The sequence below is a fragment of the Dyadobacter sp. NIV53 genome (genome assembly GCF_019711195.1).
In the GTDB taxonomy this organism is placed as follows: domain Bacteria; phylum Bacteroidota; class Bacteroidia; order Cytophagales; family Spirosomataceae; genus Dyadobacter.
Genome location: NZ_CP081299.1, coordinates 3941757 through 3964581 on the forward strand (window position 1 = coordinate 3941757; position 22825 = coordinate 3964581).

Below are 22825 nucleotides of genomic sequence, written 5' to 3' on the forward strand. Positions count from 1 at the left end.
TGTGTTTGGGAAAAAACCCGATCTAAGTATTAACCCAAAAATCGGTCATTTAGTTTGTGTTTGCAAATTGAAAGGTGTCAAACTTTTATGTAATTCTGAACGTACAATTACTACACGTTGACCCGTTTAAATCTTAATTTCCCGGGATGTTTTAAATAACATACCTTTTTGTTTCGCTTCTGCAAAAATAGGATCTGCAAGATGTCCCCAGTTGGTAACATCAGACATACAATCAATCAGTACAGTTACTTTTGAAATCAGATCAGGTGCGTATCTTACAATTTGTTTAATGCTTGTTGCAACACAATGAGAGCGCGCTTCACCTGCAATCAATACCAGATCAAATGCATCGAGTTCGGCCAGGAAACTTTTATTCAGTTCAGTCTCCGGTGCATTATCAACATAAACCTGTGCTTTAAAAACGCCAAAATGCTCTGTTAATGGATTAATACCCTTGGAAACGGCTTTGTAATCTTTACCTGTACGATGTGTCCAAGACAAAACCGCATGCATGATTGTATCATCAAGAGAGGCACCCTTGGAACCGATCAAACAATGTTCAGGCCAGATAAAATGCTGAAATTCGCCTTCGTATTCAAGTGTTTCCAGGTAATCAAGAACATGTTCTTTATGGTAACGGGGTATCCATTTGCCAGCTTTTACAGCAGCCGAGGAGATTAATGTAAAAGGTGCAACAGTATTACCGTTCGGGTCTTCCCAGAAGAGCGGATGAGCAATGTCAATGACATGGTGCGTATCAAGTGTAACAAAAATCTCGCTGATCTTTTCGCCTTCAATGGCAATTAGCTGTGCTATTTTCTCGACATCTTTCTCTGCACCAGGCACAAACAGTGTTCCTTTCGGATTGCAGAAATCATATTGTGCATCAATAATAAGTAATGCCGTTTTGGTTGCGTTTTTCATGCCTTTTAACAAATATTCTTTAATTTTTGTATAGAAATGTTCGGCTAGATCGGTGACGCGGCTGACCCGCAAAGCTTCGTAAAAGGCCTGATGGATCAGTCGTGCCACCGATATCGCATCCTGTTAATCCTGCAATCCTGTCAAAAAAGCTTAATCATCAATCTCCCCATTCCTCTGGCACGCCTAGTTGTTTTGCATACATTCTCGAACAAAGCTGATGTACGTATTTTAACATGCGATTAGTATCTTTCACATAATCAACACGATAATCCTCATCCAGTTTGTTCAGGCCGTTTAAGATTGTTTGTGCCTTTTTTGCAATGTACAAAGCACAGGTATCTGCTTTGGATGAATAGGTTTTTAGTATATCCGAATACATTTCAAAAAATGTATTGAGCAAAAAAATATTTAATTCAATCCCGCCGATTTTATCTTTAGTCACTTTTACGTGGTAGCTGATGTCTCCGCTCAGGTTTCTCATATCCATTAAAATCCAGCCAGGAGTATTCTGGTTAAATTTTGAAACTCTGGTTATTTTGTGAAGGATTTCATCACGGCGCTCAGGAATAGTTGTGGAATCTTCAACCAATTCGAAATAAAGGCGGTCGCTGAGCGTGCCATCCTTTGTAATAAGCCTTAGCAACAACTTATCTTTTTCTTTTACCGGCATTTGAATAATAGCCTTTTTCAATTGATCAGATAAAGCCATAAATAAGTTGTTATATAAATTTTAATGTAAAATTTCAAGATAGGGAATAACTTTACAAATCTTACACACAAAAAGACAAATAAGTTTTTTGACAAAAATATTCAGATATGGATAAATATTTCTCAGTCATATTAAGTATCGCCATTTTTTTAATCTTTTGGTATACATTATTTCATGATACGTTAAATATCCCTTCCTTCGATGATTACGATGCAACACTGGTTTTTATAAAACAGTTTTATTTTGAGAGCCAGTCATTTTCTGACAGGATTTCCGTACTATTTCTGCGGCACAACGAACACCGGATTTTACTATCAAAACTCGCAGCATCAGGTTATTTTGGTATTTTCGGTCAAGTGAATTTTGGTCATCTTGTCATTCTTCAAAACCTTTTTTTGCTTGGCTTTTTTGGAATAATAGTATCAGTCTTTAAAAAAGAAAAGCAATTAAGCTCTACGGCTTTTCTATTCATCACAGCTTTCTTATTTAGTTTTTCGCTTTGGCAGGTATCCTTTTATTATTGGGCAGGTATACAGCATTACACCGTATTTTTCTTTTCATTCACAAGCCTGATCGTACTTGACAAAACAGAAAAAGTTATAAGCCCTCATTTCCTGTTGGCTGTTTTTCTGGCACTTTTTAGCGTTTTTTCATTTGGAAACGGCTTTCTGGCCTTATTGCTGGGTGTGTTTCTGTTATTTGCCCAAAAGAAATATCCTGTCCTTGTTACATGGATGATTATTTCTTTGGCAATATTGATTGTTACGTTTTTCATAGATTTCCAGATACACGGACAGTCAGGCGAAGCATTTAAAATTGAATGGATGGCAAGGTTGTTATTTACATTTCTTGGAAGTTTTCTGTATATCAATCCTTCTTCCGGGCAGCATTTTAATATTCTGGTTTGTATGTTTGCAGGCGCTTTCGTTCTGTTATTCTGGGTTTATCTTTTCTTTTCAGGATATGCGTTGAAAAAACCTTTATTGTATTCACTCTTTTCCCTGCCAATACTTACAGGTATTATTATTTCCATTTCAAGATTTGAAACTAAAGCCGCAGGTGGAATTGCGCCCCGCTACATGTTTTTCACAGCTACGATCCCTATATTATTACTATTGATCCTGCTTGATATGAAAATTGTGAAAAAAGCATTTTTAAATTATCTCGCAGGGGCTGTTGTATTACTCTGGGGAGTAACTTTTTACAATAATCTTGTAGCTTTAAAGTCGATGAATACACAAATTGTATCAACAGTAAGGAAATGGCAATATGATAAAAGCATTCCGCTCGTTTATTATCATAATGCCGAAGGCTATACAAAGACTTTACAATGGGCAATAAACCAGCATGTAGTACAAAATCGTATCTATTTTAGCAGCGTTAGAAGTAATTATAAGTAAAACAGACAGGTCATTTGTGGAAAAAATGATATTTCGCTCTTAACTTGCACCGTTTTAAGTCATAAAATCTATATACACATTATGGTTTCAGTAGCTATGTGCACTTACAACGGGGCAAAATATCTGCCTCAGCAGTTGGAGAGCATTGCTAATCAGACAACTAAGGTAAATGAACTAATTGTATGCGATGACGGATCAACAGATAATACCATTGAAGTGATCAGATTATTCGCTGAAAGCAGTTCGTTTCCTGTTGCTATTTACTCCAATAAAGAGAACCTGGGTTCGACCAAAAATTTTGAAAAATGCATGTTACTTTGTCAGGGCGATATTATTTTCCTTTGTGACCAGGATGATATGTGGCGAACTGATAAAGTAGAAAAACAGCTTAATTATCTGAAAAATAACGCGGATAAAGATGCAGTGTTTTCGGACGGGATGATGATTGACGATGACTCACAACCCACCGGAAATACGATCTGGCAGGAAATTGAGTTTAATAAATCCATGCAGCAAAAGTGGCTGAACGGGAAACCACACGAAATTCTTTTCAATGGTTTTGTTGTAACGGGAGCTACACTGGCCCTTCGCAGATCATGTCTGGAAAGGCTTATGCCATTTCCTGTCAACGTTCCTGACCTGATTCATGATGCCTGGATTGCCATGGTTCTGAGCCTGGAAGAGAAAATCGGCTTTATTGCCGATACACTGATTTCCTATCGCAGGCACGAAAGCCAGCAGGTAGGGTTTGGCAGTAAGATTGAACATGTAAAAGTGAAAGACAGGTTTACCCGCGACCGGGAAGAAAAACTTTTGCCATTAAAAGAAAAAGCAGAAAAGCTTAACGGGCTTTATTTGTTGCTGAGGGCCATACCGTTTGTACCGAGGGAAAAGCTGATCAAACTTTATTTGTCGCAACGGCATTTTACGCGCCGTGCTTCTCTTCCTGAAAACCGGCTTATGAGAGTCGCTCCGATTGTACATCATGTAATGAAGGGTTATTATAAATTTAGCAGCAAAGATTGGTGGTTGCCTGCAATAGGCGATCTGATTGAATAATAATAACTAAAAAGTGAAAATCAGCCATCAGAGTTCTCCGGTAGCCATTGTAATTCCTGTATATCAATCAGTATTGTCAGTTGCCGAACAAGCATCACTCAGGCAGTGTATGCTTGTTTTGCATCATTATCCGGTTAAAATTGTGAAACCACGCAGCCTGGATCTGGATTTGCTGAAAACAGAATATCCGGCTATTGAGATGCTCTCTTTTGAAGATGAATATTTTACAGGAACAGATGCGTACAACAGGTTATTAACATCTCTTGAATTTTATAAAACTTTCCTTTCTTTTGAATTTATTCTGATCTATCAGCTTGATGCTTACGTATTTCGGGATGAATTACTGGAATGGTGTAAAAAAGATTATGATTATATTGGAGCCCCGTCTCTGCATCAGGAAGAATTTAATGCATTGGGTGCAAATTCGAAAAATAAATATGCAAAAGCGCTGACAGATAACCGGATTGTGTTTAATGGTGGACTTTCACTTCGCAGAATTCCTGCATTTATCCGTTACTTAAAGATTTACAATTGGTTTTATCCGGCCTGGCTGGGAAATGAAGATATGCTGTTTTCGCAGGAAGCAACGCGGCTTATTCCAATGAAATTATTTTTGAAATTACCCGCCTGGATGGAAGCATTACATTTTTCATTTGAGAAAAGCCCGGCTGCCACATTTGAGCTTACCAGTAATCAGCTACCATTCGCCTGCCATGCATGGGAGCGCTACGATCCGGATTTTTGGGCTCCTTATATCGGTATAAAAGCATAGAAGCCGCATTAACAATTTTTAACAAACTATCCGGATCATTAGTACGTTCTTGCAGATATTTACTAAAAATTAATATCGAACATTATGAACCTGAAATCGCTTTTGGTATTCTTTTGTGCCATTGGCCTTTTTAATACCAGTTTCGGCCAAACTACTGAAAATCCCAAAGTAGAAGAACAATCCGCAGATTATGTAAAGATCAAACGGGTTGAGCTTACAGAGCAATACACCATTGTTTATTTGCAGTTTACAGAACATGGTTCCAGTGCTGAACCGGCCCTTCCCCGTGGATTCAAACTTCCACCGGATTTCAAGTTACCTCCAAATATGGGCAAAAGTTCAAGCCAGATCTGGCTGGATCCGGAAACCAGATTATACAAGCCGGGAGAAATTAATACAAAATTCAAGCTTATCAGAGCCGAAAACATTCCTACAAGCGACAGGAGAACTGTTTCAAAAGGTGAAAAAGTTGATTTTGTAGCTTATTTTGAACGTTTAACGCCTGGAATTGAAACCTTTGACTTTTATGAAGGACGTAGTAAACAAGGGCAGCAGTCCTGGAATTTTTACGGGGTAAGTGTAAAAAATCCGCCAAAAAAACCAATAAAAGCACTTTCCAAAGCTCCTGTTAAACCAAAAGCACCAATACAAAAACCGGAACCGCCCAAAAAGGAAGATGTCATAATCAGCAAAACGCCTGAACCTGCTGAAGAAGAAGAAATGGCTGTGATAAAAGGGACCGTCTATGATGCTAAAACAAAACAACCCGTTTCTGCGCAGATAACTTATCTTGAAAACGGGGATTCGCTTCAATACAGGTCAACATCAGGAACATATCGCATTGGCCTTGATTCGAAGGGGAAATATAATTTCAGAATTGGGGCAAAGGGATATTACGGGTCAAATCTTGAAATAGCACCATCAGACTCATCGGGTAAAAAAAACTTTTACGAAGGATCTGTTCCTTACGCCGCTGGCCAAAGGTGAAACCATTGCACTTCCCAATATATATTTTGAGACATCGAAGTTTACTTTGCTACCCGAATCCTATATCGAACTTGACCGCCTGGTGCAAATGATGAAGGATAATCCCGAAATTACAATTCGCGTGGATGGCCATACTGACAGTATTGGCGATGCGGATAAGAACCTTGAATTGTCCAGAAACCGCGCAGAAGCAGTTCGTGATTATCTTACACAAAAAGGAATTGACGAAAAACGAATCGAGGCTAAAGGTTACGGCGCAACCAGGCCACTAACAAAATCAGGATCGGAAGAACAGCGCAGAAAGAACAGGAGGGTAGAGTTTGAGATCACTAAAGTGTAGTTAAAAGTTCAGAGTCAAGAGTACTTTTGACTCTGAACTCCTGAACTTTTAACTAAAAAAATCTATCTCGCTTTGATAATATTGGTAAACTCACGCGATTTTAGAGAAGCGCCTCCTACAAGTCCTCCATCAATATCAGGCGAGGCGAAAAGTTCTTCTGCGCTTGCAGCTGTTACACTTCCGCCGTACAAAATAGAAATTTCCTCTGCAATTGCGCTGCCATATTTTCCAGCCAAATGAGAACGCAAAGCTGCATGCATATCCTGAGCCTGTTCAGCGCTGGCTGTAAGGCCCGTACCAATTGCCCATATCGGTTCGTAAGCAATGACAACAGATAGTAACTGGTCTGCTGAAAGGTGGAAAAGACTTTCTGAAATCTGATTTTTCACAAATCCTATAAAGTCCTCATTTTGTCTTTGATCCAGAGACTCCCCACAGCAGAAGATCGGAGATATACCATTTTCAAGTGCAATGTTTACCTTTTCTGCCAAAAGTGCATTGGTCTCATTAAAATACTGACGGCGCTCACTGTGTCCGATCAGCACATATTCTACACCGATAGATTTCAGCATAGCCGCTGATATTTCACCAGTGAAAGCTCCCGATGCTTTATCTGAACAGTTTTGTGCCGCTAATGAGAAATTAGGGGCACTTTCAATGTATTTGCTGATTGTGGTAAGGTAAATTGCTGGTGGGCAAAGGATCACTTTTACATCACTTTGTACTTCATCATTTGCCATATTTACAAGCTCAGATGTAAGCGCAACTGCTTCATCTATAAGCTTATTCATCTTCCAATTACCGGCAACTATTTTTTTGCGCATGAGTTAATTTTTATTGTGAAAATTCATCTGTTTACGCAACAAAAATACCATATTTTCATCATTTACCGTATTATCTATTTTTCAAAAAAAAAACAAAAATTAATTTGGACATTTAAAGATTTTTTTGTGTTATATGCAGACATAATACATTAATTTTACATATGAAACCGTTTTGACCGAATTTGATACTTAGTTTACACCAGAAAATATATATTTAAATCAAAATACTTATAATCAAGGTGTTAGAAATAATATAGAAAAATTTTACCAGCATTTTTAAAAATAAGCCACGATGAAAAGGTCTGTGTGGTTCATATTGACAATCATATTCTTTGTTAATACACAATCTATCGCCAAGTCGGATGATGTTCCGGAAGTTTCAGAAGAAAAGTATGGTTACTTTCTGGATAAAAATCATAAAACTGCACGTATACCGTTTGAGCTGCACTCGAATCTTATACTTTTATATGTAAAGATAAATGATACTGATTCTCTGCGTTTTATACTGGATACAGGTGTTAGTTCCATTATTATTACGGATCCGTATGTTCTGAAACCGGATAAACTCCGCCTGACGCGTAAAGTAAATCTGATGGGTGCAGGTGAAGGAAGTTCAATTTCAGCGCATGTTGCTATTGACAACCGGTTTTCGATGGGCAGGCTCAAAGCCAATCATCAGAATATAGTAGTGCTGGAACAGGATTTTCTCAAGCTTTCTGAGTATGTTGGCGTACCGGTTCATGGGATTTTTGGTTATGAGATATTTAATAATTTCGTAGTAACCATTGATTTTTCCAGAAAAGAGCTGGTTCTGATGAGCCCCGACAAGTACCATTATAAGACCCGCAAAGGCGATAAGCACCCAATAACTATTGAAGATACCAAACCGTTTACAAACGCCGTAACTTTATTCGCAGACGGCCGTGAGCATCCTATCAGGGTTTTGATTGATACCGGTGCCGGTCATGCATTGCTTTTAAACAACACCCAGAAAGAAAGTTTCAGGTTACCGGAAAAGGTTATCAGGGCACAGTTGGGAAGAGGTTTGAATGGGGTAATCAACGGGAATTTGGGCAGAATTGACCGTTTAAAACTCGGCCGTTATGAATTGGATAACATCGTAGCGTCATTTCCGGACAGCATTGGTTTCGGGTCCAAACTTCATGGCAAGACAGACCGTCAGGGAAATATCGGATGTGAGCTTCTCCGTCGTTTTAAGGTAACAATGAACTATCAGGAACGGTACATGGTACTAAAACCTGTTAAAAGCCGTTTACGTGAAAAATTTGAACATGATATGAGCGGTATGGAAATAAGAGCAGAGGGAAAAGACCTTCATTCTTATTTTATCAATCATGTGGTTGAGAGTTCTCCTGCGGCATCAGCAGGTTTGATGGAAGGTGACCAGTTGTTGTTCATTGATAACCGTTCCGCTTCCGAATTGAACGTAAGCGATATATACAAATTGATGCAGCGGGGTGATGGTAGAAATATTGATCTACTGGTAAAACGGAAAGGGGACATTTTTTTCAGCCGCCTTACCCTCAAACGAATGATTTAAGTATTTTTGAAGCCAAAACTAATAACCGGCCGATTTGGAACGCCTTATTTTAACCGAAGATGGGTCGCATTCCCTATTTAGCAAGCAGCATAATCAGCAATATCATTCTCTTCAGGAGCCCTTAATGAGTCGATGCACATCTACATTCATTTAGGGCTTCTTCCTGTTTTACAAAAAGCAGAAAATACAATTTTGGTTTTTGAAATGGGCCTGGGCACGGGTTTAAATGCACTTTTATCCTGGCAGCTTGCAGACCAGTTACAAAAAAAGTCACTTATACTTCCGTTGAAGCTTTTCCAATTTCCAAAGAAGAAGCTTCATTACTGAACTATGGAAGCCTGACTTCCATGCCTGAATTTTTAAAAATACATACATCTTCCTGGGGAGCTGACCATCAGTTTTCAGAATTTTTTTCCTTTCAGAAAGAAAAAGCAGAATTTGAAAAATATACAACTGATCAGGTTTTTGATGTGATTTTTTATGATGCTTTTGACCCGAAATCACAACCGGAACTTTGGACAGAAGAAATTTTCTCTAAAATTGCGGCGCAAACATGTCACGAAGGGGCCTTAGTTACGTATTCTTCCAAAGGAATTGTAAAACGGGCTTTGAGAGCTGCGGGTTTTGAAGTAAAGAGGTATCCGGGACCAGGCATGAAAACCCATGTTTTAAGAGCCATAAAAATTAAATAAACACCACGGATTTATTCCGCATAAAAATATGAATTATCAAAGTATAATTAATCAGGAGTTACACGAAGCACAAACTGTTTTGGATCGTTTTTTGAATGATCCTGTTCAGGTTGAAAAGATAGAAGCAGCTGCGGAATTGATGGCACAAGCTATTATAAAAAATGGTAAAATCATTTCCTGTGGTAATGGAGGGTCACATTGTGATGCCATGCATTTTGCGGAGGAGCTTACCGGCAGATACCGGGATAACCGTCGTGCTTTGCCGGCCATTGCTATTTCTGATGTCAGCCACATGAGTTGTGTGAGTAATGATTACGGTTACGAATTTGTATTTTCCAGGTATACAGAAGCTTTGGGGCAACCGGGAGATGTGTTACTGGGGCTGAGCACAAGCGGGAATTCACAAAACATCATCCTTGCCGCAGAAGCTGCGAAGGCCAAAGGAATGAAAGTTATTATTTTATCAGGGAAAGACGGAGGAAAGCTGGCAGGAGCCGCAGATATTGAAATACGTGTAGATCATTTTGGTTACGCTGACCGGATTCAGGAAATCCACATCAAAGTGATACACATTATGATACTGCTTATTGAAAAAATGGTTGTGAAAGATTGATACATTTAGCGTAAATTGATTAGTTTAGTAAAAGTATAAATTCACTCCACATACTATTTCCTTCATGAAAGTACGCCCATCTGCAATTATATTGAAAGACGAGTCGGTGCTGACTCTGCGTTATTGTTATGGAAATATTGATATATATGCATTGCCCGGCGGCAATCCCGATCCGGGTGAAAACCTGAGCGAAGCACTTATTCGTGAGCTGAATGAAGAACTGGGAATAACTGCTGAAGTAAATAAAATGGTACTTTGCGGGGAAGTGATCTGGAGTGAGATAAAAAAAGAAACACTTCATACTATATTTATTACAAAAATTTTAGCCGGTATTCCTGAACTGAATCCGGAACATACTATAGCATTGGAAATCGTCTGGCTGCCGTTTGCAGTGCTCAGTGACACATTACTTTATCCCAACGTTGGCAAATATCTGCTAACCTGCCTGAATGACAAGCCCGAACCTGTACACATAGGTGTAATTGACCAGCCATATATCCACTAGAAACTACTTTGATTTGCAATAGAATCGTCACATGTTTCTCAAGAACAGAAACAAACCGTACTTTTGCATTTTAAAAGTTTGTTGGGTAGATGGAAAACGAAAAGAAGGAGAAATTATCAAACTTCTTGATTAAACGGGCGGAAAAGGATGTGTTGTCACGAGGGCGTTCCATTTATAGCAGTGGTGGCTTCAAAGTATCAAAACTGGAATATCATGGTTCTGGTAATGCTGAGTTCAAAGTAAAGAGTGATTACTCCACACAGTATTATCAGATTCAGATCAAGGATTTTCTTACACCTCAAATCAGCACAAACTGTACGTGTCCATATAATTACGGGGGGCTTTGTAAGCACAGAGTTGCTGCAATTTTGTATATTCTGGATAAAATGCCCAGCATTCAGCAGGTCATTTATCAAATGCAAAAGACAATCGTTGATTTGCAGGAAATCAGAGACCAGTCATTAAGGAACCTGGTGCTTGACGAAACCTGGAGAAACAAGGCGACCATTATAAATGTTGACATTATTTCAGCAAAAGAAGGCGATGCCGAATGTATTGTTCATGATAACAATGCAGATTTCATAGTTCAGTTTAGCCGGATAAAAAATACAAAGCAGCTTTCTACTTCCTGTTCCTGCGACCAAAAGCTTTGGGTGCCGCTGTGCGAACATAAACTTGCTGCATTATTAAAACTTCGAGATGAGCTTGGAGAGCGTGCATTTGAAGTAATGCGTGACCTTTCCGTAGAAAAAAGCAATTTACTTGCAGAATACGGTTACGCTCTTACAGACGATACCAAAACCAAATTTGATTTCAAACTGGATGAAGATGGCGCATTACAGCTCGTAAAACTTGATGCTGCTATTCAAAAAATCGGGGCTTTTCAGGATTGGCCCGGATTAAGGGCCAGGATTTTGCCGGTTCAAAATATTTCATACCAGGTTGCTACATCGGAAGGAAGCAAGGATGAAGAAGACCGGATTTCAGTTTTTGTATTCTGGCCAAAAGGCAAGGATCATCTGATGGATTTCGGTTTTGGTGCATTTTCAGCCAAATACAATACTAAAACCCAAAAAATTACGAGCATTCGTAACGTAGCGGGTGGGTCGAGCCATTACTATTCTCCTGACGAAATTCCTGTATTGACCGAAGCAGAAGTCCGCCTGGTAAGAATCGCGCGGCATTTGGAAGATGGTTTGCAGAAATTTATCCGGAAGCAGGGATGGTCCTACAATGCTTACCTGCATTTCAGTGATGTCAGCCAGGAGCAACAGCATGAATCCAGGAATTATGTCGGAAAACAAATCAATCAGATCTTTACCGATTTGGATGAAGACTGGCTTTATATCTCTGAAAGTGACTACATTACTAATAATAACCAGTTAACCAAAGTTCATCTTCAGCGCGAGCCGGTTAAGTTGTTTTTCGTTTTAACAGAGGATAATGAGTTCGTAACACTTAATCCATATGTTGAAATAAAGAAGGGCAGTCCGCTTGATTTGCAGAAAGTAGCAACTTTTGATAGTTTCTGGCTTGGTTTATATAATGAGATTTTATTCAGGTGGGCAGGAATAAGTGATGCCGAAATGGTAGCTTATTTACGTCAGAACGGATTTAAAATTCGTGTGCGAAAAGAATATTCTGAACAATTTCTTACGGACTGGGTAATACCGGTTACTGAGCAGTTTGATGTTATTTTCCAAACCAGGCATGCTGTTCAGTCACGTGCACTGGAACTGAAGAAAACGAGGATTTATCTCAAAGAAGACGATTCGAACCTGTTGATCGTACCTATGTATGTGTATGAAGGTGATGAGGAAGCGTCGGAAACTGAAATGATCCATGACCAGCGACGTACAAAAGCCAGTTTTGAAGAGAGTAAAATCACGATGCTGGAACGCGATGTGACCGGCGAAAATGAATTTTGGAAATGGCTGGAATCCCTTCATCCTGACTTTACACATCAGGCAGGAAATCCTTTCTTTTATGTTCCTTTCGACCATGTGATGAAAGAAGGATGGCTGTTCAAATTTGTAGAAGCTGTTGAAGGAAAACAATATGAATTGCTTGGTTTCAAGGATTTGAAAAAAATGAGATTTAACCCTAACCGGGGGAAATTTCATGTAAAAGCATCTTCCGGTATTGACTGGTTCGATATGCAGGTGGAAATCACTTTTGGAGATCAGAAAGTATCTCTGGCCGATGCGAAAAAGGCGTTATTGAAAAAGCAGAATTACGTTCAGCTTAAAGATGGTTCATTAGGTATGTTGCCGGATGAGTGGATCAGTAAGTTAGAGCCACTTTTAAAATTCGGACGTGTTGATGGTGACCAGATCCACCTGTCTAAAATTCATTTCTCACTTATCGACGAATTAGTTTCTGAGGCAGATAATGAAGAGGTTTTCAGGGAATTATGGGAGAAAAAGCAAAAACTTTTAAACTTCAAACAAATTCCTAACGTACCGCTTCCTGAAAATATCAATGCTACTTTAAGACATTATCAGGCGGAAGGATACAAATGGATCAATTTCCTTGATGAATTTGGATGGGGTGGATGTCTGGCTGATGATATGGGTTTAGGAAAAACCCTCCAGATGCTGACTTTCGTTCAGCAGCAGAAAAATCAGAATCCGGCACGTACGAATCTTGTCGTAGTTCCTACAACGCTGATTTTCAACTGGCAGGCAGAATCAGCAAAATTTACTCCTGATCTGAAATTGTATGTTCACCGCGGTATGACGCGAAGAAAGGACATAGAGTTTTTTCAGGAATACGATATTATCCTGACTACGTATGGTACAATGCGTAGTGATGTGGAGCTTTTGAGGGAATTTAATTTTCACTATGTTATTCTGGATGAAGCGCAGGCAATCAAAAATCCGGATTCCCTTACTTCAAAAGCATGCCGGATTCTTCGCGCCAACAACAGGCTTACCATGACGGGTACGCCGGTGGAAAACAATACTTTCGATCTTTACTCGCAGTTTGACTTCCTGAATCCGGGAATGTTAGGGCATGCTGATTTTTTTCGTACCGAATATGCTACTCCGATTGATAAATACCAGGATAAGGAAAAAGCAGAAGAACTGAGAAAACTGGTTTATCCTTTCATGCTTAAAAGGACTAAGGAAGAAGTTGCCACTGATTTGCCGGACAAAACAGAAACGATCCTGTTTTGTGAAATGGGTAAAAAGCAGCGGAAGGTTTATGATACTTTCAGGGAGAAATACCGGTTGGAAATTGCTGAAAAACTGGCAACAGAAGGCCTGAATAAAAGCAGTTTCCTAATATTGGAAGCATTGTTAAAACTGCGCCAGATATGCGATTCTCCATCTATATTATCAGGAGACGAAGATTATGGCAATGAATCTACCAAGCTTGAAGAAATTATCAGGGAAATTGAAGAAAATGCCTCTAATCATAAAATTCTGATTTTTAGTCAGTTCCTTGGGATGTTGGATCTGATCAGGCAGCATTTGGATAAAATACGTATTCCTTACGAATACCTCGACGGGCAGACTGTGGACAGAGCTGGCCGGGTTAATCGTTTTCAGAGTGATAATACGTGCCGGGTGTTTTTAATGAGTTTAAAAGCAGGAGGTGTTGGCTTAAACTTGACAGAGGCGGACTATGTATATCTTGTTGATCCATGGTGGAATCCTGCTGTTGAGCGTCAGGCTATTGACCGTACGCACCGTATCGGACAAACGCGGAAAGTATTTGCATATAAAATGATCTGTAAGGATACGATCGAGGAAAAAATAATATTGTTACAGCAGCGCAAGCAAGATCTGGCGGAGGATTTGGTAGGGGGAGAATCAGGCTTTATCAAGAAACTGAGCCAGGAAGATATTATGGGGCTGTTCAGCTAAGAAAACAGCATTTTACAATCAGGCTTATTCAGGAGCAAGTTACTTTACAGCTAACTTGTTCCTGATTTTTTTTGTTACAAAAAGCTTATCGAATCTTTTGCTATAACCAGACGTGTATCAATTGCATTGGTCTTGTCGCTGGCGAATATATTGTTATCGTCCAAAAATTCAGATTTAACCAATATATTCTGATTTTTCGACTCTTTCTGTACCGGTTCATCAGACCGGGCAAAATTTTCATTTTGTATTAATAGTGCATTTTCCTTTGCCTGCTTTTCCAAAATACAAAGGCTTAAAAGTGCAATCGCTACGAGGCAGGTAAACCAATTTTTCATATAAACATGCTGAGTTATTATATAAATAGACAGCTGTGATATAAAGAGTGTGTTATAGTGCAAAAGGTTGGAATAGCCTAAAAATATAATTTGACTTTCGCCTTCATAAACTCATCTATGTCCCATCTTACCTAACTTACGTATAAAACACAAAGTTGGATTAAATCGAATCTATTTATTAAGTTTTTGTAGTACAATAGATCTTTCGGGTAGTATTTTCATTACTGAATAGATAAATAATACCTTAATCCGGCTTTAAGTTATTATGTATTCAGAATTGGCCATAACAGCGTTTTTTGAATGTTTTCATAAAAAATTATATTGTAAAAGTCCGTATATCTATGCTTCGTATTTTTCTTTCTCTGGTGTTCGTCAGCATTTTACAGCTAAGTGCAAATGCCCAGCAATTAAAGTATATTGATGGCCGGCCGTCAGTAACTTCAAGGGTGGTTTGCAGAGATGAAGGGATTGTTATGCGGTATGGCGACGGCCCGGACAGCAGCGATACATATGGTGCACGGGAAGCAGTGGTAAATAAAGAAGGCAATACGTATTATCTTTTTTATGACGGAGCAGGGAAAGACGGCTGGATATCGTGCCTCGCAGAAAGCCAGAACCTAAGAAACTGGACAAAAAAGGGAACGATATTAACATTGGGAGAATCTGGTAAAAATGATTCAAAAAGTGCCTCTTCGCCCTGGGTTATAAAAGAAGGGAAAACATGGCATATGTTTTATATCGGAACGCCCAATACCACGCCACCACCTTACAGAATTCCTGCATTTCCCTATCTGACAATGAAAGCCCGTTCTGAATCCTTAAAAGGCCCATGGATTAAGCAGTACGATGTAAATGCTTTACCTCCAAAAGACAGCAGTTATTACACTGTAACATCGAGTCCGGGATTTATTGTCAGGCACAATGGAGAATATTTGCAGTTTTTCAGTGGCGCTACCCTGGAAAATAAAATTACCAAAAGAACACTGGGCATAGCCAGGACACGTGATTTGAATAAGTCATGGACTATTGAGGAAGAACCTATATTTCCATTAAGTGAACAGGTTGAAAATTCTTCGGTCTTCTTTGATGAGCAAACCAAAACATGGTATTTGTTTACAAATCACATAGGTATCAATGACAAAAAGGAAGAATACACCAATGCTATCTGGGTATATTGGACAAAAGACATCAACAAGTGGAATGCATCCCACAAAGCTGTGGTACTGGATCGTGAAAACTGTTCCTGGTCGAAAGGAGCAATTGGAATGCCCACTGTGATTAAAGTAGGGGATAAACTCGCACTGCTTTACGACGCAGCTGAGGGCGAAAGTATCGGGCACATGCAAAGAAGCATCGGCCTTACCTGGATGGATCTTCCTTTGAAAATTAACGGGTTATAAGCCGCTATTTGATTGAATGTAAAGTAGTTAAGTTTTATGACATTCAAATTATACTACCATTCATATACGCCAGACGGCAGAATACAGGCATCCATTCTGATATCATACTTGTCAATATCTTCAATTGATTTTACAGGTTCAAAAAAAGAAAGGCCAACTTTCAGGGTTTCAGTTTTGCACTGGGCCAAAAAACGATCATAATATCCGCCTCCGTAACCTGCGCGATAACCGGATTGATCAAAAGCGAGCAAAGGGATTAATACAATATCAATTTCTTCGGGCCGTATCAGCTTAGACAGGGCAGGATCAGGTTCTGGAATCCCCCATTTGTTTTCTACGAGTGAAGTTTCTTCAGTGAAAATAAAATGGTTCATTTCGCGCGTTGACGGAATGATGTAAGGCAAGACAACCACTATATGAGGAAAAGACAATTTTAGCCTGGAAATGATTTTTCGTGTGTCAATTTCATTTTTATTAAGTTGCGGCAGGAAAGTATGTATCGTTTGAAAACTTTTGTTTTTCAGGAAATCTGATGTTTTTTCTGCAATCAGCAGACTCTTTATTTCGACTTCATTTTGTGTTAAATCTAATCTTTTTTGAAGAAATTCCCTTCGTAAAGAAGCCTTATCCATAGTTAGCACTGGTTTATTGCGGGGAGCAAGTTCAAAAATTTATGTAATGCCGGCAACACTGTTGTCATATTTGGTGTTCATTTTTACAAGCCGAAGTGAATGACTGACAGAGTGTGGAATGTTTCTTTCCTTTTTTCGCCTTTTAACATGATTGTTTGTACTTTCACGGTCGCATTTTAAATCTTTAACTATAGTATAGAAATAAGACATGAGCAAAATTAAAGTTGCAAATCCCGTAGTAGAGCTTGACGGAGATGAGATGACCCGCATCATCTGGAAGTTTATTAAAGAAAAACTTATTTTACCATATCTGGACGTAGATATTAAGTATTACGATTTAGGTGTTGAATATCGTGATGAAACCAACGATCAGGTAACTATTGATGCTGCTAATGCAATCAAGGAATACGGTGTAGGTATCAAATGTGCTACTATCACACCTGACGAAGATCGCGTTAAAGAATTCAATCTGAAACAAATGTGGAAATCTCCGAACGGAACGATCCGTAATATTTTGGATGGTACTGTTTTCCGCGAACCGATTGTAATGAGCAATGTGCCACGTCTGGTAACAAACTGGACTGCACCTATCATTGTAGGACGTCACGCATTTGGAGATCAATATAAAGCAACTGATTTCGTCGTACCTGGAAAAGGTAAGCTGACCATCAAATTCGAAGGTGAAGACGGACAGGTTATTGAACACGAAGTATACGAGTACAAAGGTCCTGGCGTAGCTATGGCGATGTACAATATTGATGAGTCGATCCGTGGATTTGCGCGTGCATGTTTCAATGTTGCTCTGGGTAAAGGATGGCCATTATATCTTTCTACAAAAAATACGATTCTGAAGAAATACGATGGCCGTTTCAAAGATATTTTCCAGGAAGTGTATGATGCTGAATACACTGGCCAGGTTCATTACGAGCACCGTCTGATCGACGATATGGTTGCTTCTGCCCTGAAATGGGAAGGTAACTTTGTTTGGGCATGTAAAAACTACGATGGTGACGTTCAGTCCGATACTGTTGCACAAGGATTTGGATCATTGGGTCTGATGACTTCTGTACTGGTAACTCCTGATGGAAAAACAATGGAAGCTGAGGCCGCTCACGGTACAGTAACCCGCCATTACCGCGAATACCAAAAAGGAAACCCAACTTCTACAAACCCGATCGCTTCTATCTTCGCTTGGACACGTGGATTGGAATTCCGTGGCAAACTGGACGGTAACCAGCCATTGATCGATTTCTGTCTTGCTCTTGAAAAAGTTTGTATTGAAACGGTTGAAAGCGGCAAAATGACAAAAGATTTAGCTGTTTGTATTCATGGCAACAAAGTGAATCACGGAGAGCATTATTTATATACTGAAGAGTTCCTGGAAGCTATTAATACCAATTTACAGGCTGCTCTGGCATAAAATAAGTAATAGTTTAAGATACAAAAGCCACTGGTTTCGTAACAGAAACCAGTGGCTTTTTTGCTTAATAAATAATGGTCTGATTTTCCCGGTGCTGATTTCTGACATTAAAATTCAATTAGATCGGAAAGAGAAATAAAACCGTGTTCTATTTAAAGATTAACTTTGAAATAACAAATATTCTGTTTCAGTGATACGTTGTGTGAAGCGTTAAACATTTAGCTTATTTAACCCCGGATATTACTTGTTCAAAAATCTTTTAAGCATAGTGTTCCTGTTATTTTGCAAATTATGGTTTTGCCAAATAGAAGCTAAATCGTTATCTGCCTGGCAGACAACATTAAATCAGGAAAATATTGGAGCTGATACTTTAATATCCGAAAGCGAAACTGACGAAGTAGCAGCGCAAAAAGATATTATGGATGTTTATCATAATTTAAGAAAGAAAAAAGGTGACAAAACCGTAATTGAAGAGCCAATAAAACCCGGAAAAGTACTTTATTCGGTTGTTCCGGCAGTAGGATACACGCTTTCTACCGGATTTACAGGTATTGTAACTGCCAACGCTGCCTTTTATTTGCACGATATTGCAACGACTAACATTTCAAGTATTGGTACCAGTTTCGTTTATACACAATACAACCAGATCATGGTGCCGATACAGGCAAATATCTGGACAAAAAACAACGGTTATAATGTGGTTATTGACTGGCGTTTTTTTAAATATCCTCAGGATACTTACGGGCTTGGCGGGCACAGTATAATAGAAAATTCAGATAATATTAACTACAAACATTTACGCCTGCACCAAACAGTTCTGAAACGAATTGGAAATTCTTTTTATGCCGGCGCTGGTTATTTCATGGATTATCGCTGGAATGTGGAAGAATATGGTGATAATAATGACGTACGGGATTATGGACTCATGAAAAAGTCAATGTCGTCTGGCCTGGTAGCTATTATGTCGTTTGACAGCAGGAAAAACTCTATCAATCCGGAAGGTGGGTTATATGCAAATCTGCAATACAGGCCTAATATGAAGCTGTTGGGCAGCAGCAGCAACTGGCAATCCCTGATCACTGACGTTCGCAAATATGTGAAACTACCCGGCAGGAGCAGAAATGTGCTTGCTTTCTGGAGTTATAACTGGCTGACTTTATCAGGCAAACCCCCGTACCTGGATTTGCCCGGAACGGGTTGGGACCCATCTAATAATACCGCTCGTGGTTACATTCAGGGGCGTTTTCGTAGCCTGAAAATGTTATATGTGGAAACAGAATATCGTTTTGCGCTCACTCAAAATGGGTTGCTCGGGGGAGTAGTTTTTGCCAATGCGCAAAGTTTTTCCAATTGGCCTTCAGACAAATTCAACAGGATCATTCCGGCAACCGGCTTAGGTTTGCGCATCAAAGTAAACAAAACTTCAAGAACGAATATCGCCGTTGATTATGGTTTTGGCGTGAACGGTTCCAGAGGGCTATTTGTGAATTTGGGAGAGGTGTTTTGAAAGTTTAAATAAACTTCTTTTTGTTCAAATTATCTTCATTTGCAGAGACCTGCAAAGAATTCTATATTTGAGATAATATTTGAAAAGGACAATATGCTCAATTCCATCAGAATACAAAATTACCGGAATCTCAAAGATTTAAGTATTGAGAAATTTGGTCGTGTAAATTTAATTATCGGGAAAAATAATACTGGCAAGACAAGTTTGTTGGAGGCAATATACTTATTGCTGCATCCAGACGTGGATCAGTCAATTGCCTTTATACTAAGGATTAGAGGTGAATTCTTCAAAACTGAATTGAATCAAACCACCTACGAAAGATTAGTAAGTACTATTAAAGCGTTGTTTCATAAAAAAACGAAAAAAATAAAATTTTTATTAGAACAGAAAAAGAGTATTTTAAAATAAGTATAGAAAACCAAGATCAGATCAAGTTGGAGCGAGAGGTATACTCATCGCCTCAGTATATTATGATTAACGAGGAAGCTGTGGGCTATACTTTTAAGTCTCCTGTGCAAACTGGAATACTAAATCCAAAGCATGTTGGAATTATTTCAGAAAGAGAATCTCCTTTGATTCCAAACTCAAAGGAGCTCAAAGCATTAAGAGAACAAAACGTACGATTATTTTCGGCCGAGCGGTTCATAAATAAAAAAAATATTATTGTAGAAGCCTTACAAATAGTAGATCCTAAAATCGTTGAATTTGGATATGATTTAAACGGTCAATTCTTTGATAATTGGGTTCCATATGTCTACTTAAACAATGATGATAAAGTTAATCTAGATGAATATGGTTATGGGAGCAATCGTATTCTTGATATAATGATTACTTTATTAGCATGCGAAGGAGGCTATATGTTAATAGATGAATTTGAAAATGGGCTACATTATTCTATACAAAGAAAACTTTGGGAATTGATAATTCGTGTATCGGATCAGTTAAGTATTCAAGTTTTTGCTACAACGCACAGCAATGATACAATAAGAGCATTTGAAAGTATTGTTAATCAAAACGAATCTGATCCGCTCAATGGACTTCTAATTAAGTTGGAAAATATTGACGATAATATTGAAGCATTAACATTTGAGCCATCAGAATTAAAGGTAATAACAGAACATCTTATAGAAGTTCGTAGATGAGCACACACTATAAAGAAGAGTTTTTTTCAAAATTATTGGTTGAAGGAAATGACGATAGACATGTAATATTAGCCATTTGTCAAAAATTCAATTTGCCTGAAACGTTTAGTATTGTTGATTGTAAAGGAGTAGTTGAGCTTTTGAAAAATATTCCGATAAGAATTAAACTTCGTGATCAGTACGTCGGAATTTTAATTGATGCTGATACAGATTTGAGTGCGAGATGGCAGCAATTGAGAGATATTTTAATTCCTCTTGGATATTTGATGCAGAATATACCTGATGAATCTGGTAGTATTTTTAAGTCTGTTAGTTCTAATACTGTCATTGGTATCTGGATTATGCCAAATAATCAAGTTAATGGGATGCTTGAAGATTTTGCTCATATTTTAATTCCAGCCGACGATGTCTCTTTGCCATATGCGGAAGAAGCATTAGATAATCTTGAACGTAATTCAGTAACTAGATTTTCAAATATTCATCGTTCAAAAGCACTGATTCATACCTGGCTGGCCTGGCAGGAATCACCAGGAACTCCTATGGGACAGGCAATCACTAAATCATATTTGAATCATAATCACGAATTGTGCATATCATTTGTAGATTGGCTTAACCGCCTTTTTAATCCGGATATTCAGATTTAGTAAAAATAATCTTCAAATCTTTACATTATAATTTCCTGTCACTTCATCCAAAAACCTGTACCTTTGCAGGCAATTTGTTGATTTAGATGACAATATCCTTTCTTTAACTTAATTTTTGTTGCAATGTCCGCAGTAGCAGAGCAAATCAGCCGGTTGGCCGACCGTATCAACGCCCTCGAAGAATCTTCGACGTTGGCGATGACTAAAATGGCACGTGAATTGGCTGCCCAAGGCCATAAAGTAATCAGTCTGAGCGTGGGAGAGCCAGATTTCAAGACGCCTGCACATATTTGTGAGGCTGCCAAAAAGGCAATTGATGATGGTTTTCATGGTTACTCACCCGTAGCAGGTTATCCTGATTTGCGAAAGGCGATTGCAGATAAATTAAAACGCGATAATAATATAGATTGGAAACCGGAAAATATTGTGGTTTCTACAGGTGCCAAACATTCTCTTGCCAATGTAATTCAGGTTTTGGTTAATCCGGGAGATGAGGTTGTTATCCTTGCACCTTACTGGGTAAGTTATTCTGAAATGGTGAAATTGGCAGAAGGCAAATCTGTTATTGTTGACGGTGCTTTTGACAATGATTTCAAAGTTACGGCTGAACAGCTGGAAGCAGCAATTACGCCAAAAACTAAAATTGTAATGTATGCCTCGCCCAACAATCCGACTGGCGCTGTGTATTCGGAAACAGAGCTGAGAGCGATTGCTGCGGTGCTTGAAAAATATGAAGATGTGTATGTTTTGGCAGACGAAATTTACGAATACATCAATTTTACAGAAGAAGGACATTTTAGTATCGGATCTATTCCTGCATTGAAGGAACGCGTGATTACCGTAAATGGTGTTGCCAAAGGATTTGCCATGACAGGATGGAGAATAGGATTTATTGCAGCTGCAAAATGGATTGCCGACGGCGTGGAAAAATTGCAGGGACAGGTTACTTCAGGTACTAATTCCATTGCTCAGAAAGCCGCAACTGCTGCTTTTAACGGATCATTGGATGCAACGATAGAAATGTCGAAGGCATATCATCGCCGCCGTGACCTGGTTGTAGGTTTATTGAAAGAAATTCCTGGTTTCAAGGTTAATGTTCCGGATGGTGCATTTTATGCTTTTCCTGATATCAGTTACTATTTTGGAAAATCAGACGGAACAACTACGATCAACGATTCTGATGATTTTTCAAACTGGATTCTGAATAAATATTATGTTTCAACTGTTGCGGGTTCCGGATTTGGTGCACCAAACTGCATCCGTATCTCAACAGCGGCAGCGGACGAAGCATTAACCGAAGCTGTACAGCGCATTAAAGAAGCGGTGGCAACTTTGAAATAATAAATAATAAAACAAGCAAAAGCCTCATGGATTTCAAATACCATGAGGCTTTTGCTTTACAGGCGAATTACCTTTGAACATTTGTTGTTGAATTAAAAATATCGTTTTAATAGCTAACTGCACGGCAGCCGATTGCCGATTGCCGA

At 38.8% G+C, this 22825-nt stretch carries 23 protein-coding genes; 18 read left to right on the forward strand and 5 right to left on the reverse strand.

Going from position 1 to position 22825, the window contains the following annotated elements:
• Positions 1-126: 126 nt before the first annotated feature.
• Both KZC02_RS16075 and KZC02_RS16080 read right to left on the reverse strand, forming a co-directional pair.
• The gene (locus KZC02_RS16075) at positions 127-1032 is read right to left on the reverse strand and encodes a nicotinamidase (RefSeq protein ID WP_310590314.1); all 906 of its coding nucleotides are present in this window, start codon (positions 1030-1032) and stop codon (positions 127-129) included.
• Between the two features lie 49 nt (positions 1033-1081).
• Positions 1082-1633 carry a hypothetical protein gene (locus KZC02_RS16080; RefSeq protein ID WP_221389646.1) on the reverse strand — a complete coding sequence of 184 codons (552 nt, stop codon included), beginning with the start codon at positions 1631-1633 and terminating at the stop codon, positions 1082-1084.
• Positions 1634-1740: 107 nt separating this feature from the next.
• Between KZC02_RS16080 and KZC02_RS16085 the strand changes: the two genes are divergently transcribed.
• From KZC02_RS16085 to KZC02_RS31870, 5 genes are all read left to right on the forward strand, one after another.
• Complete coding sequence (locus tag KZC02_RS16085) at positions 1741-3033, forward strand: hypothetical protein (protein ID WP_221389647.1); 1293 nt, start codon at positions 1741-1743, stop codon at positions 3031-3033.
• Positions 3034-3114: 81 nt separating this feature from the next.
• Positions 3115-4092 (forward strand): glycosyltransferase family 2 protein, encoded by a 978-nt coding sequence (locus KZC02_RS16090; protein WP_221389648.1) that lies wholly within the window; start codon positions 3115-3117, stop codon positions 4090-4092.
• Positions 4093-4105: 13 nt separating this feature from the next.
• On the forward strand, positions 4106-4864 hold the full coding sequence (locus tag KZC02_RS16095) for a DUF5672 family protein (RefSeq protein ID WP_229253625.1): 759 nt from the start codon (positions 4106-4108) through the stop codon (positions 4862-4864).
• A gap of 84 nt (positions 4865-4948) precedes the next feature.
• Positions 4949-5851, forward strand: coding sequence for a carboxypeptidase-like regulatory domain-containing protein (locus KZC02_RS16100; protein ID WP_229253626.1), 903 nt, complete (start codon positions 4949-4951; stop codon positions 5849-5851).
• Between the two features lie 46 nt (positions 5852-5897).
• Entirely contained in the window at positions 5898-6191 is a 294-nt protein-coding gene (locus tag KZC02_RS31870) for an OmpA family protein (protein ID WP_229253627.1), read from the forward strand.
• Between the two features lie 62 nt (positions 6192-6253).
• Here the strand turns inward: KZC02_RS31870 and tpiA are convergent, their stop codons facing one another.
• Positions 6254-7015, reverse strand: coding sequence for a triose-phosphate isomerase (gene tpiA / locus KZC02_RS16105; RefSeq protein ID WP_221389649.1), 762 nt, complete (start codon positions 7013-7015; stop codon positions 6254-6256).
• 292 nt (positions 7016-7307) lie between these two features.
• Between tpiA and KZC02_RS16110 the strand changes: the two genes are divergently transcribed.
• From KZC02_RS16110 to KZC02_RS16130, 6 genes are all read left to right on the forward strand, one after another.
• Positions 7308-8576: an aspartyl protease family protein gene (locus KZC02_RS16110; RefSeq protein WP_221389650.1), complete on the forward strand. Its 1269-nt coding sequence runs from the start codon at positions 7308-7310 to the stop codon at positions 8574-8576.
• Between the two features lie 132 nt (positions 8577-8708).
• Positions 8709-8903, forward strand: coding sequence for a hypothetical protein (locus KZC02_RS31875; RefSeq protein ID WP_229253628.1), 195 nt, complete (start codon positions 8709-8711; stop codon positions 8901-8903).
• Between the two features lie 20 nt (positions 8904-8923).
• Entirely contained in the window at positions 8924-9268 is a 345-nt protein-coding gene (locus KZC02_RS31880) for an MnmC family methyltransferase (RefSeq protein ID WP_229253629.1), read from the forward strand.
• 28 nt (positions 9269-9296) lie between these two features.
• On the forward strand, positions 9297-9881 hold the full coding sequence (gene lpcA, locus KZC02_RS16120; RefSeq protein ID WP_221389651.1) for a D-sedoheptulose 7-phosphate isomerase: 585 nt from the start codon (positions 9297-9299) through the stop codon (positions 9879-9881).
• 64 nt (positions 9882-9945) lie between these two features.
• Positions 9946-10386 carry an NUDIX hydrolase gene (locus tag KZC02_RS16125; RefSeq protein WP_221389652.1) on the forward strand — a complete coding sequence of 147 codons (441 nt, stop codon included), beginning with the start codon at positions 9946-9948 and terminating at the stop codon, positions 10384-10386.
• A gap of 89 nt (positions 10387-10475) precedes the next feature.
• Positions 10476-14258 carry an SNF2-related protein gene (locus KZC02_RS16130; protein ID WP_221389653.1) on the forward strand — a complete coding sequence of 1261 codons (3783 nt, stop codon included), beginning with the start codon at positions 10476-10478 and terminating at the stop codon, positions 14256-14258.
• A gap of 74 nt (positions 14259-14332) precedes the next feature.
• On the opposite strand, the gene KZC02_RS16135 is transcribed toward KZC02_RS16130, so the two are convergent.
• The gene (locus tag KZC02_RS16135) at positions 14333-14593 is read right to left on the reverse strand and encodes a hypothetical protein (RefSeq protein WP_221389654.1); all 261 of its coding nucleotides are present in this window, start codon (positions 14591-14593) and stop codon (positions 14333-14335) included.
• Positions 14594-14934: 341 nt separating this feature from the next.
• Between KZC02_RS16135 and KZC02_RS16140 the strand changes: the two genes are divergently transcribed.
• The gene (locus KZC02_RS16140) at positions 14935-15993 is read left to right on the forward strand and encodes a hypothetical protein (RefSeq protein ID WP_221389655.1); all 1059 of its coding nucleotides are present in this window, start codon (positions 14935-14937) and stop codon (positions 15991-15993) included.
• A gap of 53 nt (positions 15994-16046) precedes the next feature.
• Here KZC02_RS16140 and KZC02_RS16145 read toward each other — a convergent pair whose 3' ends face one another.
• A complete protein-coding gene (locus KZC02_RS16145) occupies positions 16047-16625 on the reverse strand; it encodes a 5-formyltetrahydrofolate cyclo-ligase (protein WP_221389656.1) in 579 nt (192 codons plus the stop codon).
• A 208-nt stretch (positions 16626-16833) separates the two neighbouring features.
• Between KZC02_RS16145 and KZC02_RS16150 the strand changes: the two genes are divergently transcribed.
• The 6 genes from KZC02_RS16150 (at position 16834) to KZC02_RS16175 (ending at position 22679) form a co-directional block, all read left to right on the forward strand.
• The gene (locus KZC02_RS16150; RefSeq protein WP_221389657.1) at positions 16834-18045 is read left to right on the forward strand and encodes an NADP-dependent isocitrate dehydrogenase; all 1212 of its coding nucleotides are present in this window, start codon (positions 16834-16836) and stop codon (positions 18043-18045) included.
• Positions 18046-18313: 268 nt separating this feature from the next.
• Positions 18314-19552: a hypothetical protein gene (locus KZC02_RS16155; protein ID WP_221389658.1), complete on the forward strand. Its 1239-nt coding sequence runs from the start codon at positions 18314-18316 to the stop codon at positions 19550-19552.
• 93 nt (positions 19553-19645) lie between these two features.
• Positions 19646-19960, forward strand: coding sequence for an AAA family ATPase (locus KZC02_RS16160; protein WP_221389659.1), 315 nt, complete (start codon positions 19646-19648; stop codon positions 19958-19960).
• Between the two features lie 62 nt (positions 19961-20022).
• Positions 20023-20694 (forward strand): ATP/GTP-binding protein, encoded by a 672-nt coding sequence (locus tag KZC02_RS16165; RefSeq protein ID WP_221389660.1) that lies wholly within the window; start codon positions 20023-20025, stop codon positions 20692-20694.
• Complete coding sequence (locus KZC02_RS16170) at positions 20691-21338, forward strand: DUF3226 domain-containing protein (RefSeq protein ID WP_221389661.1); 648 nt, start codon at positions 20691-20693, stop codon at positions 21336-21338. Before KZC02_RS16165 ends, KZC02_RS16170 begins: the two co-directional genes overlap by 4 nt.
• Before the next feature lie 123 nt (positions 21339-21461).
• Positions 21462-22679, forward strand: coding sequence for a pyridoxal phosphate-dependent aminotransferase (locus KZC02_RS16175; RefSeq protein ID WP_221389662.1), 1218 nt, complete (start codon positions 21462-21464; stop codon positions 22677-22679).
• Positions 22680-22825: the final 146 nt, after the last annotated feature.

Coding starts and splice junctions, on each gene's coding strand:
- KZC02_RS16165 (WP_221389660.1), top strand. CDS start 20,023: ATGATTAACGAGGAAGCTGTGGGCTATACTTTTAAGTCTCCTGTGCAA.
- KZC02_RS16085 (WP_221389647.1), top strand. CDS start 1,741: ATGGATAAATATTTCTCAGTCATATTAAGTATCGCCATTTTTTTAATC.
- KZC02_RS16110 (WP_221389650.1), top strand. CDS start 7,308: ATGAAAAGGTCTGTGTGGTTCATATTGACAATCATATTCTTTGTTAAT.
- KZC02_RS16130 (WP_221389653.1), top strand. CDS start 10,476: ATGGAAAACGAAAAGAAGGAGAAATTATCAAACTTCTTGATTAAACGG.
- KZC02_RS16090 (WP_221389648.1), top strand. CDS start 3,115: ATGGTTTCAGTAGCTATGTGCACTTACAACGGGGCAAAATATCTGCCT.
- KZC02_RS31875 (WP_229253628.1), top strand. CDS start 8,709: ATGCACATCTACATTCATTTAGGGCTTCTTCCTGTTTTACAAAAAGCA.
- KZC02_RS16135 (WP_221389654.1), bottom strand. CDS start 14,593: ATGAAAAATTGGTTTACCTGCCTCGTAGCGATTGCACTTTTAAGCCTT.
- KZC02_RS16160 (WP_221389659.1), top strand. CDS start 19,646: ATGCTCAATTCCATCAGAATACAAAATTACCGGAATCTCAAAGATTTA.
- KZC02_RS16175 (WP_221389662.1), top strand. CDS start 21,462: ATGTCCGCAGTAGCAGAGCAAATCAGCCGGTTGGCCGACCGTATCAAC.
- KZC02_RS16080 (WP_221389646.1), bottom strand. CDS start 1,633: ATGGCTTTATCTGATCAATTGAAAAAGGCTATTATTCAAATGCCGGTA.
- KZC02_RS16145 (WP_221389656.1), bottom strand. CDS start 16,625: ATGGATAAGGCTTCTTTACGAAGGGAATTTCTTCAAAAAAGATTAGAT.
- KZC02_RS16170 (WP_221389661.1), top strand. CDS start 20,691: ATGAGCACACACTATAAAGAAGAGTTTTTTTCAAAATTATTGGTTGAA.
- KZC02_RS31880 (WP_229253629.1), top strand. CDS start 8,924: ATGCCTGAATTTTTAAAAATACATACATCTTCCTGGGGAGCTGACCAT.
- tpiA (WP_221389649.1), bottom strand. CDS start 7,015: ATGCGCAAAAAAATAGTTGCCGGTAATTGGAAGATGAATAAGCTTATA.
- KZC02_RS16125 (WP_221389652.1), top strand. CDS start 9,946: ATGAAAGTACGCCCATCTGCAATTATATTGAAAGACGAGTCGGTGCTG.
- KZC02_RS16150 (WP_221389657.1), top strand. CDS start 16,834: ATGAGCAAAATTAAAGTTGCAAATCCCGTAGTAGAGCTTGACGGAGAT.
- KZC02_RS16140 (WP_221389655.1), top strand. CDS start 14,935: ATGCTTCGTATTTTTCTTTCTCTGGTGTTCGTCAGCATTTTACAGCTA.
- KZC02_RS16100 (WP_229253626.1), top strand. CDS start 4,949: ATGAACCTGAAATCGCTTTTGGTATTCTTTTGTGCCATTGGCCTTTTT.
- lpcA (WP_221389651.1), top strand. CDS start 9,297: ATGAATTATCAAAGTATAATTAATCAGGAGTTACACGAAGCACAAACT.